This window comes from Chloroflexus islandicus, assembly GCF_001650695.1.
GTDB classification, from domain to species: Bacteria; Chloroflexota; Chloroflexia; order Chloroflexales; family Chloroflexaceae; genus Chloroflexus; species Chloroflexus islandicus.
Window position 1 is genome coordinate 57,723 of the sequence record NZ_LWQS01000011.1, and the last position, 14,936, is coordinate 72,658.

10 protein-coding genes are annotated in these 14,936 nt (G+C 60.3%); 3 read left to right on the top strand and 7 right to left on the bottom strand.

Features of this window, described 5'->3' with window-relative positions:
• The 7 genes from A6A03_RS00280 to A6A03_RS00310 all read right to left on the bottom strand — a co-directional run bounded on the left by A6A03_RS00280 (position 1) and on the right by A6A03_RS00310 (position 11,460).
• Positions 1 to 1,860 (bottom strand): HAMP domain-containing methyl-accepting chemotaxis protein, encoded by a 1,860-nt coding sequence (locus tag A6A03_RS00280; protein WP_066782437.1) that lies wholly within the window; start codon positions 1,858 to 1,860, stop codon positions 1 to 3.
• A 17-nt stretch (positions 1,861 to 1,877) separates the two neighbouring features.
• Entirely contained in the window at positions 1,878 to 2,267 is a 390-nt protein-coding gene (locus A6A03_RS00285) for a response regulator (RefSeq protein ID WP_066782521.1), read from the bottom strand.
• Between the two features lie 498 nt (positions 2,268 to 2,765).
• On the bottom strand, positions 2,766 to 3,806 hold the full coding sequence (gene selD / locus A6A03_RS00290) for a selenide, water dikinase SelD (protein ID WP_082908878.1): 1,041 nt from the start codon (positions 3,804 to 3,806) through the stop codon (positions 2,766 to 2,768).
• 798 nt (positions 3,807 to 4,604) lie between these two features.
• Positions 4,605 to 6,224: a PAS domain S-box protein gene (locus tag A6A03_RS00295; protein WP_066782441.1), complete on the bottom strand. Its 1,620-nt coding sequence runs from the start codon at positions 6,222 to 6,224 to the stop codon at positions 4,605 to 4,607.
• 145 nt (positions 6,225 to 6,369) lie between these two features.
• On the bottom strand, positions 6,370 to 8,349 hold the full coding sequence (locus A6A03_RS00300) for a CHAT domain-containing protein (protein WP_156525225.1): 1,980 nt from the start codon (positions 8,347 to 8,349) through the stop codon (positions 6,370 to 6,372).
• A gap of 7 nt (positions 8,350 to 8,356) precedes the next feature.
• Positions 8,357 to 10,273 carry a PAS domain S-box protein gene (locus A6A03_RS00305; RefSeq protein ID WP_066782445.1) on the bottom strand — a complete coding sequence of 639 codons (1,917 nt, stop codon included), beginning with the start codon at positions 10,271 to 10,273 and terminating at the stop codon, positions 8,357 to 8,359.
• Positions 10,274 to 10,998: 725 nt separating this feature from the next.
• Positions 10,999 to 11,460 (bottom strand): CBS domain-containing protein, encoded by a 462-nt coding sequence (locus A6A03_RS00310; protein WP_066782447.1) that lies wholly within the window; start codon positions 11,458 to 11,460, stop codon positions 10,999 to 11,001.
• A gap of 620 nt (positions 11,461 to 12,080) precedes the next feature.
• On the opposite strand from A6A03_RS00310, the gene A6A03_RS00315 reads away from it, so the two are divergent.
• Genes A6A03_RS00315 through menC form a run of 3 tightly spaced genes read left to right on the top strand, consistent with a single transcriptional unit; the run spans position 12,081 to position 14,935 of the window.
• Positions 12,081 to 13,067, top strand: coding sequence for a glutaminyl-peptide cyclotransferase (locus tag A6A03_RS00315; protein WP_066782448.1), 987 nt, complete (start codon positions 12,081 to 12,083; stop codon positions 13,065 to 13,067).
• Between the two features lie 45 nt (positions 13,068 to 13,112).
• Positions 13,113 to 13,826, top strand: a complete 714-nt coding sequence (locus A6A03_RS00320) for an FKBP-type peptidyl-prolyl cis-trans isomerase (protein WP_066782450.1) — start codon at positions 13,113 to 13,115, stop codon at positions 13,824 to 13,826.
• On the top strand, positions 13,826 to 14,935 hold the full coding sequence (menC, locus tag A6A03_RS00325) for an o-succinylbenzoate synthase (protein WP_066782452.1): 1,110 nt from the start codon (positions 13,826 to 13,828) through the stop codon (positions 14,933 to 14,935). Before A6A03_RS00320 ends, menC begins: the two co-directional genes overlap by 1 nt.
• Position 14,936 lies beyond the last annotated feature (1 nt).

Sequence of the window (14,936 nt, forward strand, 5' to 3'; positions counted from 1 at the left end):
CTACAACCGGTAAACAGCGACCGTCTGCTGCAACTTCTGCGCCAACGTGTGCAGGTCTTGCGCCGCGCGCTCGGCTTGGCGGGTCGAGGCCAGCGCCTGCGCCGTCGCCTGCTGGATGTTGCTCATCGCCTGCCCGATCTGCTCCATCCCCACCATCTGTTGCTGCGCCGCCGCCGCCATTTGGATATTCGCCTGCGCGCCAGTTTCCACCTCGCTCGCAATCCGGTGGATAAGCTGCCCCGCCTGCGCCGCCAGCTTCACCCCCTGCTCCACGCCCTTCGCACCCTCTTCCGTCACCATCACCGCCGCATTCGTCGCCTTCTGAATCTCGGCCAAGATGTCGCGCACCTGCTGCGCCGCCGCCTTCGACCGCTCCGCCAATTCCCGCACGTGCTGCGCCACCACTGCAAAGCTCTTCCCTTGCTCGCCGGCCCGCGCCGCCTCGATCGCCGCGTTCAGCGCCAGCAAGTTGCTCTGGTCGGCCAGCTCGCTCACCGTCGTCATAATCACCCCGATCGCCTGCGTCTGCTCGGCCAGCCCCAAAATCGTCTGCGCGATCGTCTCCACCCGGCTGCGGATCTGGTTCATCCCGTTGATCGTCTCTTCCACCGCCTGCGCCCCTTGGCGCGCGATCTCCAGCGCATTCTGGCTGTCGCTCGCCACTTGCGACGCCTGCTTGGCGGTCTGCACCGAAATCGCCTTCACCTCATCGATCGTGGTCGCGGTCTGGGTCAGCGCGGCTGATTGCTCGGCAGCCGACGACGCCTGCTGGGTAGTGGCGGCCAAAATCTCGGCGGCGGCGGTGGCGATGTCGGCGTTGGCGTGCTGCACTTGGCCGGCAATCGCCCGTAGGCCTTCCACCATCGTATTGAGCTGCTGGCCGAGGATAGTCAAATCGTCGTTGGCGCCGTTGACCGGCAGCCGCACGGCCAGATTGCCGCGGGCGACTTCGGAGGCGAAGGCGCCATACTCGCGCACCACCTGTTCGAGGTACTCTTTTGCCACCTTGGTGGCGCTGGCGGCGCGCAGCTCTTCGTTGGCGCGGCGCTGCTCTTCCAGTTGCTGGCGGATGGTATTGGCCATCTGGCTAAAGGCCGTAGCCAGCCGGCCCACCTCGTCTTGGCCGTCGGGCAAGGCATAGTGCTCATTGAGCTTGCCGCCCGCCATCTGAGTCGCGGCGTAGGTAACGAGGCCAAGACGCCGATCAATCCCGCCAGAGACGACAAAGGCGAGCAACGTGCCTAATACAATAGCGGCAAACGTGCCGCCGATTAGCACCATTTGCAGATTACTGAGTGCCTCTTCAGATGCGGCGACCACCTGATTGAGCGATTGATATTCAGAATCTGCTAACTGGTTCATCAATTCGCCAATGCGGGCAAAGCGATTGTACCCTGCGCGGCTAGCAACAATCTCAACAACTTGATCAATCGAGGCTTCACCCCGATTAACGGCGTAGCGCAGATCAATCAATGGCTGAATCACCACATTCTTCCACTGGTTCAATTCATCATCAATTGCCTCGATCAACCCATATTCCGGCGTTTGCGGCGGAACAAGCTGTTTCAAGTCGCGCAATAGTTGGTTATACCGCTGCTGGCCTTCATCATATTTAGTGAGAAACACCGGATCGCCGGTGATCAAAAAACCGCGCTCACCTGATTCCATCATGTGAAGACTTGCTTCCATCTGACGGGTATGTTCAATGACGGTATACGCCGCTTGCAATTCATCTTCGCGTTGTGCAGCGGTCAGCATTGCCTGATACGAGACGATGGCAACGATCACCATGCCAAAGAGAACAAAACTAACGATAAGCAGAATTTTATTCCGTAGACTCATTGAATTGAGGAATGCCATAACCGGCTCCTTCCAGCTTATGCATGAGCGACTTGCGCCAGCGCCATTGCTTGCTCAACCACCGGCAACAAAGCAACCGCGGCATCGTCTTTGAACAGATAGTCATCGGCGCCGAGATCAATGGCGCGTTGCACGCTACTGACGTGATCCCGATGGGTCAACATCACCACCGGCGTCCCTTTGGTGGCCCGATCGCGCTTGAGCCGGCTCAGCACCTGAAAACCATCTAACCCCGGCAGATCGATATCAAGCAAGATCATGCGCGGCTTCAGCACACTTGCTGCCCGCCAGCCTTCCATTCCGGTGCCAGCGACCTGCACCCGATAGCCGGCCTGTTCTAGCATCAGCCGGAACTGCAAGGCTTGGCTGGGGCTATCTTCGATGAGGAGAATATCGAACGTGGTCATAGGATGCTCCTCAATAAACAACGGTTCACGCGCCGCCATCGCGGTCACGCCAAAACTCACTCAAGACTGCAGGGAGAAGGAATACGCTGAGCAGGTTGGCTGCTCCGCTTAACCGGACATGAAATAGCCGCGGATGGGAAACCGCACACAACCGGTAAGAGGTGGAGAAGGGTTGATCATCCATATACGGCCTCGTTGCCGATGACAAACCATCCTGCCGGCGACATGGCCGGTGTGGATTGGAACAACTCTACTATTCATTATGTTAGACGATGAACCAAAAACTAGTATTGCAACTAGTCAACGCACTATATCACTTTAGCAAGTGAATCATAGCACCGCTTTGCAACGAGGATGTAACGAACGCCGGTCTTCCAACAGAGAAAAGTTGCGTTTTCGCAACAAAAACCTAATAGACAACTGTCTATTTGACACAGAGTACCAACTTTCGGTAATTTTTCGGCTGACAAGAGTGCAGATGATTGCCAAAACACGCAGCTATTGCACCGCAACGCCTGCACCGGCAACCACCTCACCGATCTCCCAGAGCGGTTGACCGGCGGCGGCGGCCATGGCTTGCAGCGTTGCAGCGGCAGCAGGAGGAGCAGCGATCAACAGGCCGCCAGAGGTTTGCGGGTCAGCGAGCAGGAGTTGTTGGGAGGGCGAGACGGAGGGGGCAAAGGTGGTAAAGGCTGCGGCAAAATCGAGGTTACGGCGCAGACCGCCGGGAACCATACCGGCCTCTGCGTAGCGCAAGGCGCCGGGCAAGGCCGGCACGGCGGCAGCGTTGATGCGCAGACCAACCTTGCTCTGGCGGGCAATTTCGGCAGCGTGACCGAGCAGGCCGTAGCCGGTGACATCGGTAGCGGCATGCACGTCAACCTGCCCCATCAGCTCGGCAATGTGGCGATTGAGGGTCAGCATCGAAGCCGTGGCCGCGGCAAGGTCTTCCGCCGCGATGGCATTGCGCTTCGCAGCCGTGGTGATCAGGCCGGTGCCGAGAGGCTTGCTGAGCAATAACCGGTCACCCGGCTGCGCGCCGGCTTTGGTGATGATCCGGCGCGGATCGACCAAGCCGGTGACGCAGAGACCATACTTCGGTTCGCGGTCGGTGACGGTATGACCGCCGACAACCACAGCGCCAGCTTCCGCCGCCTTGTCGATGCCACCCTGCAAGATCGCTGCCGTCACCGCCTGATCAAGGTCATCGGGGAAGGCAGCGATCGCGAGGGCAATCACTGGCCGTCCGCCCATCGCGTAGACATCACTGAGGGCGTTGGCGGCAGCGATAGCGCCGTAGGTGTAGGGATCATCGACGATCGGCGGGAAGAAATCGACCGTCTGCACCAGCGCTAGCTCGCTATTCAATTGGTAGACTGCCGCGTCATCGCTTTCGGCCAAGCCAACCAGTACCTGCGGATTGGCCGGCACATGGAGCGCAGCCAGCACCGAAGCGAGGGCTCCCGGCCCTAACTTCGCCGCTCAGCCGGCGCAGGCAGCCAAGTTGGTGAGGCGGATGCGTTCGCGTTCGTCGGTCATACGTCAGACACCTCGTGCGTGAGCCGATAGTTTCATGGTAAACGAAAAGGCGCAAAGATGCAAAATGTGATGCGGAGTGAAACTGCCGCACTCCATACTAGGCGCTCGTTGTCATAGGCGGGAGCGGGGCGCTGCGACGTTTCACTTCCGATCACTTGCAATTTACGACGCAGAGGGGGCAAAGGCGTAGTAGAGCCGGACGGCTGTCCGGCTCCGCAGAGGGCACAGAGGTTTTTGAGTTGTCCCCACCCCAGACCCCCGCTGGGGTTCAAGGACGGACAGAACATCTTCGGCACCCGGCCCTAAAGGGCCGGGCTAGGGTTACGAAGCCCGCTGCGCGGGCTGCTGGCACTCACTCCCAGCCCTCCCCTGCTGGGGGTGTGTTGCCCCCACCCCAGCCCTCCCCTGCTGGGGGTGCGTTGCCCCCACCCCAGCCCTCCCCCGCTGGGGGAGGGAGTCTGACTCCTCCCTCGGAGGGGGCAACGTCCCCTCACCCCCAGCCTCGCTCTGACTAGCGCGGGAGCGGGGAAGGCAACACGACAGTATCCGAATACTCTGCGATATACCCTAACTCGCTCTGACTAGCGCGGGAGCGGGGAAGGCAACGCCGGGCAGAGAGATAGCGATGCGGCAGTTGCACTGCCGCACTCCATACTAAGCTCCTTTGTCATTGCGAGGGCGCAACGCGCCCGCAGCAATCTCCCGCTGCGGCGGGATGGATGGCTCTTGGTGAAGGCGGGAGAGATCGGTTTGTAGTCGTAGCGATGCGGCAGTTGCACTGCCGCACTCCATATATGGTTAACGCTTCACCAATACCTTCCGGCCATTCGTATACTGCGGCGCCTGCCGGCGGCTGAGCGCGAAGGCAATCCCCTCTTGCAAGGTGGTTTTGGTCACGAGATCGTAAAACTCCACCCCAATATGGACGAGAGTCTGGGCAATTTCGGGGCTTATGCCGGTCAGCACCACCTGCGCGCCGAGCAAACTGGCGGCCTGCGCCGCGCGGATCAGCGCGCCGGCGACTTGGGTATCGACCACCTTGACGCCGGTAATATCGATGATCGCTACCGTTGCCCGATACTGATTAATCCCCTCTAGCAAGGTCTCCATCACCTGTTGGGCGCGGGTCGAGTCGATTGTCCCGATCAAGGGCATCGCCACCACCCCAGCGGCAATCGGCAGCAACGGTGTGCTTAACTCGCGCAGAATCGCTTGCTGGGCGTGGATCACCTGCTCTTGCAGCGCCAGCCGCTGCCGCTCCGCTTCAGCGCGCAGTTGTTCGGTGATATCTTGATTAATCGAGGCATAGCCAACAATGCGGCCATTGCGGTTGCGCAGCGCCGGCACCGAGCACTGTGCCGTGATGATCGTCCCATCACGGTGGAGATAGCGTAAGGTGGTGCGGGCAATGCCAGCCCGCTGCGGCTGGCGAATCGCCGTTTCGAGACGGGGACGATCATCGGGATGGATGAGGTCAAGCCAAGCCTTGCCGGTCAAGTTCTCGTAACCGAGCATCGCGGCAAAGGCCGGATTGGTGTAGGTAATGATCAGATCGGTATCGGTAATGCCAATCCCATCCGGTGCATTTTCAACCAACAAACGGAAGGTGCGCAGACCCTCTTCCTGATGGTGTAATTCGGTAATATCTTCATAAAACCCCAGCACGCCAATCGTTTCACCACCGCGCCGCAGCGGCAACTTCGCCGTGCGCAGCCAGATCACCGAACCATCGCCGCGGGTCAAGGTCTCTTCGATATTCAGCTTGGGGCCGGTATTCATAATCGCGCGGTCGCTATGCTGGTAGATCGGCGCCTTCTTATGCCACGGCAGATCGAAATCGGTCTTGCCAATAATCTGCTTGAAACTGGTGAGACCGGCATCGTTCAACACCCGCCGGTTGCAACCGAGAAACCGCGACTCTTTGTCCTTCCAAAACACCCCAATCGGCAGACTGTCAATCACGGTATAAAGCATCTCACGCTTGTCGTGCAACTCTTGGCGCAACCGCTCTTGCTGGGAAATGTCGTGGCCGATGGAGGTAAAGTGGATCGGATGGCCCTGCTCATCGTAGTGGATCGTCACCGACCACAGAAACGTGAAGATGGCACCGTTGCGATGCACAATCCGATTCTCAAGCTCAGCCGTGCGCAGCCCCTGCTGCACCCATTCACGCACCTGCTGCTGCAAACGTTCGCGGTCAGCGGGACAGGTCAGTTCCAGCACGGTCTTGCCAACACATTCCGCGGGTGAATAGCCGAAGTAGCGCTGAGCTGCCGCGTTCGCATACGTGATCATACCGTGCGCATCGGTTTCGGTGACGAGCAGCGCCGCCCCATCCAGCGCAGATTGGAGACGTTGCAGACGGGCGATATCTGGGTAGCTTCCCTCGGCGGCGGCGAGTGAAGGATCGGCGGGCATGGGCGACCTCCGGCGAGTGTCAGACGTTGGAAACACATGGACTGCATAGTGGCAGCCCGGTTGCGATATACGAACATTATGACTGAGAAGTCAGGGATCGTCAATCGGGTAAATTAACGATTTCTTAACGGAAGGAATGAGCTATCTACCCCCGCCGCACCACCGCAAACGCTGCCCACAACGCCGGATGCACGAACGCTGGATCAGTCCGTAGCGCGTGTTGGCAGGAGCGCAACGCTTCCGGCGGCGATTGGCCGGCATTGAGGGCCTGATAGAAATGGTGCATGAAGACAGCGGTCGCCTCATCGTTAATCTGCCACAAGCTGACGAGGATCCAGCGCGCACCGGCGATCAACAGCGCCGATTGCAGTGCCAGCACTGCGCCGCCGGTCTCGATGCCATGCGCCGTCGTGCAACCGCTCAAAACCGCGAGTTCGGTACCGGCGAGGTTGAGGTGATAGCAGTCGGCAATCGTGAACATACTGCCGGCGAGTTGCAACCCGGCAAAGATGGTCGCTTCGGCCCCCAATTCGGTATGCGCGCTCAGGTGGAGGATGCGCGGCGGTTGGGGCAATGCGCGCAGCAGCGCGACTGCCGCCGGATCATCAACCGAAACGCGCGCGTTGGGCAAGGCAGCCTGCACTGCTGTGATTTCGCGTTCCACCGCACCTAGTTGGCCTTCCGCCGAAGCACCCACCACCAGCGGCGGGCTGGGTTCACCGCTAGGCGCCGGCATGCTCACCAGCATCCCGCTAGGAGTCTGCTCGATGAGATAGCGTTCATATCCATAGCGGGCGCCGTCCCACAGCGCGGCAAACGGCACATAATGCAGCGGCGCGCACGGCGCAATTAGCAGTTTGCCGGCAGGCGGCAGCGGCAGCGGCGCCAGCAGCAGATCGTAGAGTTGGCGCAGGATCGGCAATGTGACGGGCAGTAAGGCTGCATGCTGGGCAGGCGGCAATGCCGCCGCCTTGCGCTGGCGCAACTCGAGTTTTTGCAACACATCGGTCACGGCGGTGAGCGAACCAAGCCACGTCGTGGTGATCTGGCCGCGCCGATCAAGGCAACATGCCAACAGATCATCGCCACAGCGGAGATATTCGATCAAGAGATCGGCATCCATGCGGGCAGCAACTGTCGCCGGATCGACAGTAACGCCAACAGCGGCGCCGCCAGCGAGCGTCATTGCATGCAGGCGAAGCTGGTAGATCTGCGCTTCCAACTGGGCCAGCTCACGCCGCCGTTCGGCGACTTTGGCCTCTTCATCACGTTGTTGGTAATACGCCGCTTCCCAGCGCAAGCGGACGATCTGCTGATGCAACGCTGCGATGTCTGGGGTCGCGAACTGGGGAAGCTGGCCGGCCCGGCGGGCCATTAGTTCGGCGATCGCGCTGCCTTTTGCCCGCCACGCCGCGCGCAAGGCGCGCTCAGGCTGCTGCTGATCCGCCGCGATGCGGGCTAACACCGGCAAGACATCATTGCGCCGATCTTGGAAATCGGCGATCAATTCCTCGATGCTGAGCTCGGCGCGCATGGCGTCATCGATGCGGGCCGCCATTTCAAGATGTTTGATTGCTTCTGCCACATTGCTCGATGCGAAGAAGCGGCCTAACTCGGCATGGATTTCGCGCTGTTGCCAGATCAAGGCCGCCGCGCGACTTTGCGCCAGCGCGCGCTGCCACATGGCAAGCGCCGTGGCGCGATCGCCGCGAAGCTCCGCCAACCGGCCAGCCAGCCGCAGCCATTTCACGTGCAGCTCCGGGGGAGCATCCGGCGGCAGTTCGGCAGCCAGCTTTGCGCTGGCAGCGTCAAGATGACCTCGATCCAGCGCCAGCCAAGCTTGTTCGAGCCGGGCGTCAGCCGCTTCAAGCGGCAGCTCAGCGCACTGATCGAGAACGCCAGCCAACATCGCATCAATCTCAGACGGATCACGGTCACGCCGGATCTTAGCGCCGGCCAACCCTGCTCGCGCGGCGTACTGCTGCAAGCCTTTGGCGCTAAAGATCGAGTGAGCTTGCTCGTAGGCGCGGCGGGCAGACCGCCACGCGCCGAGCCGGGCCAACAAGTCGGCTTCGTCGAGCAGGGTGACGGCATAATCCATGTTCACCGCTTGAAAGCCCTTCAATGCCTCCTTAAAGGCGGCTCAGCGCATAGGCAATCCCTTCCTGCAACGTCGCTCTAGTAACAACCTCATGGAACTCGATACCAATGTGGATCAAAGTCTGCGCAATTTCCGGGTTGATGCCAGTTAACATCACTTGCGCGCCGAGGAGGCGAGCTGCTTGGGCAGATCGGATCAAAGCGCCGGCAATTTGGGTGTCAATCACCTTCACGCCGGTAATATCGAGAATGGCAACCGAGGCCCGATAGCGATTGACGCCATCGAGCAGCGTTTCCATAATCTGTTGGGCGCGGGCGCTATCGATGGCGCCAATCAACGGCATCGCCACCACACCATCGGCAATCGGTATCAGCGGCGTGCTCAACTCGCGCACAATCGCCTGCTGAGCTTGAATTATCTGCTCTTGCATCACTAGCGTCTGCCGCTCGCGTTCAACCCGGCGCTGCTCAGTGATGTCACGGACGATAACCAACACGTTGTCATTACTGAGCGTCATGCGCGCTTCATAGTCACGGAGTTCATCCCTGACCTGCATCTGGTACTCGTACCGCTGGCCTTGGCCGGTAGCGAGCAGCGCGTCGATATGCCGCCGCGTCAACGCGACCAGCTCTGGCGGCAACATCTCATCCATCCGGCGATTGAGAAAGACCTCAGGCGGTAACGCGAGATCGTCGTTGCTGTCGGCTTTGAAATCGAGAAACACGCCATCACGGCTGAGCAGAAAGAACATATCGGGCAAGGCTTGAATCAGCGCCCGCAGACGCTGCTCACCGGCGCGCAACTGCGCTTCAAAGCGCAACTGTTCGGTGATGTCATGGTTGATCACTGCATAACCTAATAACGAACCATCGCGATCCCGCAGTGCCGGCAGCGCAAGCTGAGCCGTAACTACTGAACCATCGCGATGCAGGTACCGGATTGTGGTCTGCGCATTGCCGGTTTGGCTGGCCTGCTGCACAATCGCAGCCAGTTGATCGTGATCAGCAGAGTGGATGAGATCAGGCCATGCAAGTGCGTCCAGCGACTCGTAGCCGAGCATCTTGGCGAATGCCGGATTCGCATAGGTGATCTGCAGAGTTGGATCGACCATGCCAATCCCATCGGGAGCGTTTTCGACCAACAGGCGGAAGGTGCGCAACCCCTCTTCCTGTTGGCGCAAGGCGGTAATGTCTTCGTAAAAGCCGAGCACGCCAATCACTTCACCATCGCGCCGCAGAGGAACTTTCGCCGTGCGAATCCGGATAACCGAGCCATCGCTACGGGTAAAGGTCTCTTCCACATTCACTTTCGGGCCGGTCGCCATCACCAAGCGATCGCTGTATTGGTAGCGTTCGGCCCGATCACGCCACGGCAGCTCGAAATCAGTTTTGCCAACGATTTCAGCAAAACTGGCGAGACCGGCATCATCCAGCGCGCGCCGGTTGCAACCAAGGAAGCGCGACTCGGTGTCTTTCCAAAACACCCCTAACGGCAAATGGTCAATCACCGTGTAGAGCATCTCACGGCTCTCGAATAACTCCTTCCGCAACCGTTCCTGCTGCGAGATGTCGTGCCCGATCGAGGTGAAACCAACCGGCAATCCCTGCTCGTTGTAGTGGATGGTCACCGACCACAGGAAGTAAAAGACATCGCCATTGCGATGGATGATGCGATTCTCGCTCGTCGCAGTGTGCAGACCAAGTTGCACCCATTCGATCACATTCTGTTGCAGTTGCTCACGATCATCGGGATGGGTCAGTTCCAGCACCGTTTTGCCAACGCATTCTTCAGGTGTGTACCCGAAATAGCGCTGGGCGGCGGGGTTAGCATAGGTAATAATCCCTTGCCCATCAGCCTCGGTGACAAGCAGCGCAGCACCGTTGATCGCAGTGCGCAGCCGCTGCAATTGCGCGCGATCGGTGTCGTCATCAAAAGGGGAAGACTGCATAGGGCAATTCCGGTTGGGTGGGATAAGGTAACAGCTAGTGTTTGCTATGACAGTTGGTGAAGTTATCTGAGCGATGGTATTTTAAGCAAAAGATGTTAATAATTTATTAAGTTTTGGTCAATTTCGGTTTAAGTCGATCTCAAAAATGAGAGTTATTTTGTTGCGCCCCGCGCGGCGAAGCACTCCTCCCACTCGCCCGTATGTCATTGCGAGCCGCGCGGTAGGGGTAGAGCGCAGCTCTGCCCGCCGCGCGGCGAAGCAATCCCCCACGAGCACGAACTGAATCCCCGCTCAGGCATTGCGTGCGCTCCAGCGGGAGATTGCTTCGGGCGCTCCGCGCCCTCGCAATGACAGAAGTACGCCGCCGCCCCACCAGTCCTTGCGCGCCGCCCGTAGGGGTAGCACGCCGTGCTGCCCCCTACAAGCACGGGAGGGATGTCTGCACGCACTCCTCCCACTCGCCCGTATGTCATTGCGAGCCGCGCGGTAGGGGTAGAGCACGGCTCTGCCCGCCGCGCGGCGAAGCAATCCCCCACGAGCACGAACTGAATCCCCGCTCAGGCATTGCGTGCGCTCCAGCGGGAGATTGCTTCGGGCGCTCCGCGCCCTCGCAATGACAAACGGGCGTAGCCCCTCGCAATGACAGAAGGCCAAAGAGAACACGAGGCATTAATAAGGGGTGGGGCTATGCCCCACCCCTGCCGGGTGTTTTATGGACATTCACCTTAAAATCGGGGATGCGTTTCGAGTTGCTGCACCAGCGCCTCGAACAGATCGCTCTCAGTGATGATGCCGATCACCCGATGTTGATCGTCAACCACCGGCAATCCACCGATCTTGTTCTCGATCATGAGCAAGGCTGCTTCGCGGAGACCGGTCTCTGGCGTGACCGCGATCGGGTTCTCGGTCATGACTTCGTAGACCTTCACATTCCGCAGCGCCTGCGCAATATCGACCGGATCAAGCCCGGCGACGCGCATGACGTCGGCGCCGCGAATGTCGCCTTGCGTGATGATACCGCGTAGTTCGCCGGTATCGACCACGACCGGCAAGCGCCGGATATCATGCTCGCGCATCAATGCCAGCGCCTCGCTCAGCGGCGCGGCGAGATTGATGGTGATGGCCGGGGTGCGCATCCAATAGCGAATCTCTTGCTCGGCTGGAACAGCCTTTGGTTTGTTCGTCATGGTGCGCCTCCTTGCGCTGATGAGTAAGGTGAATCCTGTTTTCATTGTAGCAGGCATTGTGCGCGCGCATAATGAAAAGTTGCCGTCATTGCGGTAATCATGCGACAACCGGATCGTGTGATTGCTGGTGATACTGATGCAGAGGGAACGTTTTGCCTACCCCTGCCAAGGGAGCGCGGGCCGCTGGCCCGCCGTTCGTGCCGCCGTAGTACGACGGTAGTGATACAGAGAAGATTGCTATTGACACTTATGTGGAGGCAGAACCGGCGAAACCAATGCCCTGCTAGGGAGTGCGGCAGTATAACTGCCGCACTCCAAACACCATCGACGCAATTGCCCCGGCCAGCCAACTGGGTAGGACGAAACCCAGCCTAGCGGCAGCATAACTGCCGCATTCCAAACACCATCGACGCAATTGCCCCGACCAGTCAACTAGGCAGGACGAAACCCAGCCTAGCGGCAGTATAACTGCCGCGTTCCATTATGGCTGGCCCGCCGTTCGCGTCACCGTAGCATAGCAGCAATGTACTGCCGCGCGCCAGAGCAAGAGCGATGCGCCGTTCGGCGTATCCGGTTAAAGGTGGTACAATACCTCTGCCGGTTCAATGTGAGGTGTGAGTATGCGGTTCCGCTGGGTATTCTGGTTGGCAGGATTGTGGTTGTTGGCGGCTTGCGTGAACTCACCCGCGAGCACGCCTTCGCCAACGCCAACCGGTGCGATAGTGTCGATCCCGCTGGCGGTGGCGCCGGCCCAAGCGGCTACGCCAACCCCAACCCCAGCTACGGTGTCCATTCCGCTCGTAGGGTCATCGGACGCCACTCTGGCCCAGTCGCCGCCGTTGTTGCCGTACCGCGTGGTCGCTGAGTATCCGCACGATCCCCGTGCATGGACGCAAGGCTTGATCGTGGCCGGGCCGGGCCGTTTGTACGAGGGTACCGGCGATTACGCCAATTCGTCGCTGCGTGAAGTCGATCTGGCGACCGGCCAAGTGCTGCGCAGCGTCGATCTTGGCGATCCAACGTTGTATGGCGAGGGAATTGCCCAGATTGGCGACCGGATTTTCCAGATCACGTGGCAGAATGGCCTTGGTTTGATCTACGACGCCGCCACCTTTGCGCGGATTGGCACCTTTACCTACCCCACACCGACAGCGACAATGCCGCGTGAGGGGTGGGGCCTGACCTACGACGGCGCCAATCTGATCATGAGCGACGGCACTGCCACGTTGTATTTCATCGATCCGGAGGCAACTGTCGCCAGCGGCCAGTTGGCCGTTGTGCGCACGGTCACAGTCACTATCGACGGCCAGCCGCGCGACCGGCTGAATGAGCTGGAGTATATCAACGGCGTGATCTTTGCCAATGTCTGGTATAGCGATCAGATTGTGCTGATCGATCCGGCCAACGGCCACGTGATCGGTGCGCTCGATATGAGCGGCTTGCTCTCGCCTGAAGAACGCGCGACGGCTGATGTCTTGAACGGCATCGCCTACGATCCGGCCAGCGGCCAGATCTTCGTCACCGGCAAGTATTGGCCGCGCCTGTTTGCAATCACGCTTGACCAGAACATCTACCTGCCGCTGATCTCCGGCCCGGATGGTCAGTAGCGCCTTATTTTTGCCCGCATGGGCTTCAACAGACAGGAGTAGACGATGACCACCCCTAGCGGCTTACAGTATGTCGAAGTGCAGGCCGGTCACGGCGAGCAGCCGCAACCCGGTTCAGTCGTGGCGGTGCATTACCGCGGGATGCTCGCCGATGGTTCGGTGTTCGATAGTTCTTACGAGCGGGGCGAGCCGATCCGCTTTCCGCTCGGCGTCGGGATGGTCATTCCCGGTTGGGATGAGGGGATCGGGCTGATGCGGGTGGGAGGCAAGGCACGGCTGATCATTCCGCCCCATCTCGGCTATGGCGCGATGGGGTACCCGCCGGTCATCCCGCCGAACGCGACCCTCACCTTTGATGTCGAGCTGGTCGAAATCATGCCCGGCCCGCCGGATGCGCCGCAGGATCTGCCCGCCGATCGCTATACGACCAGCCCAAGCGGCCTGAAGTATGCCGATTTGACGGTCGGCAACGGCGCGACGGCGACCGCAGGCCGCACGGTAACGGTGCATTACACCGGTTGGCTCACCGACGGCAGTATGTTCGACAGTTCGCTCAGCCGCGGCGAGCCGTTTGAGTTTCCGCTCGGCGCGGGACGGGTGATCCGCGGTTGGGATGAAGGCGTGGCCGGGATGCGCGAGGGCGGGAAGCGGCAGTTGGTGATTCCGGCGGCCTTGGCCTACGGCAGCCGCGGTGCGGGTGGCGTGATTCCGCCGGGGGCAACCCTGATTTTTGAAGTGGAGTTGTTGGAGGTGCATTGATGCGGATCGAAGCCATCGAGTTGCGGCGCATCAAGCTGCCGTACCGGTCGCCGTTTGAGACGAGCGGCTGGCGCGAAGAGGCCAATCATTCGGTGATCGTGACCTTGCACAGCGAGGGTGCAATCGGCTGGGGTGAAGCGCCGGTCGGCGCCGGGCCGTGGTACAACGAAGAGACGCAGGCGACGGCGTGGGTGATGATGCGCGAGATTCTGGCCCCGATGCTGTTGGGGCGCGATCTCAGCCGGCCCGAAGAGGTGGACGCGATTTTTGCCCGCGTGCGCGGCAATCGTATGGCGCGGGCCGGTCTCGAATTCGCGGCGTGGGATCTGTTTGGCCGCGCGCGCGGCGAGAGCTTGAGCGCGATGCTTGGCGGCACCCGGCAACGGGTTGAAGTCGGCGTCAGCGTTGGCGTCCAACCCTCGATCGAAGCGCTGCTTGAGGTCGTCGAGGGCTATGTCAGCGCCGGCTACCAGCGGGTGAAGCTCAAGATCAAGCCGGGTTGGGATGTGGAGCCGACGCGGGCGGTACGCGAGCGCTGGCCCGATCTGCGTTTGCAGGTTGACGCCAATAGCATCTACACCCTTGACCAAGCGCCGCAATTGGCTAAACTCGATGAGTTTGAGCTGCTGTTGATTGAACAGCCATTAGCCCACGACGACATCATCGATCACGCCAAATTGCAGCGCCAACTGCGCACGCCGATTTGCTTAGACGAGAGCATCGTCTCGCCCGATCATGCCCGCTGGGCAATTGAGCTGCGCGCTTGCGGCGTGATCAATATCAAGCCGTCGCGGGTTGGCGGCTTCACCGCCGCTCGCCAGATTCACGACATGGCCCAAGCCGCCGGCATTCCGGTCTGGTGCGGCGGCATGCTCGAAACCGGTATTGGCCGCGCCGCCAACGTCGGGTTGGCCAGCCTGCCCAACTTTAGCCTGCCCGGCGACATCAGCGCCAACGACCGCTACTTCCATCAAGATATCGTCACCAACCCGTTTACGCTCAACCCCGACAGCACGCTGACGGTGCCGAGCGGGCCGGGCAGCGGGGCCGACGTCGATCTGGAGCGGTTACAGGCGGTGACAACGGATTATGTGATGTTGAAGGCCTAGC

Coding starts and splice junctions, on each gene's coding strand:
- menC (WP_066782452.1), top strand. CDS start 13,826: ATGCGGATCGAAGCCATCGAGTTGCGGCGCATCAAGCTGCCGTACCGG.
- A6A03_RS00320 (WP_066782450.1), top strand. CDS start 13,113: ATGACCACCCCTAGCGGCTTACAGTATGTCGAAGTGCAGGCCGGTCAC.
- A6A03_RS00310 (WP_066782447.1), bottom strand. CDS start 11,460: ATGACGAACAAACCAAAGGCTGTTCCAGCCGAGCAAGAGATTCGCTAT.
- A6A03_RS00285 (WP_066782521.1), bottom strand. CDS start 2,267: ATGACCACGTTCGATATTCTCCTCATCGAAGATAGCCCCAGCCAAGCC.
- A6A03_RS00305 (WP_066782445.1), bottom strand. CDS start 10,273: ATGCAGTCTTCCCCTTTTGATGACGACACCGATCGCGCGCAATTGCAG.
- A6A03_RS00315 (WP_066782448.1), top strand. CDS start 12,081: ATGCGGTTCCGCTGGGTATTCTGGTTGGCAGGATTGTGGTTGTTGGCG.
- A6A03_RS00280 (WP_066782437.1), bottom strand. CDS start 1,860: ATGGCATTCCTCAATTCAATGAGTCTACGGAATAAAATTCTGCTTATC.
- A6A03_RS00295 (WP_066782441.1), bottom strand. CDS start 6,224: ATGCCCGCCGATCCTTCACTCGCCGCCGCCGAGGGAAGCTACCCAGAT.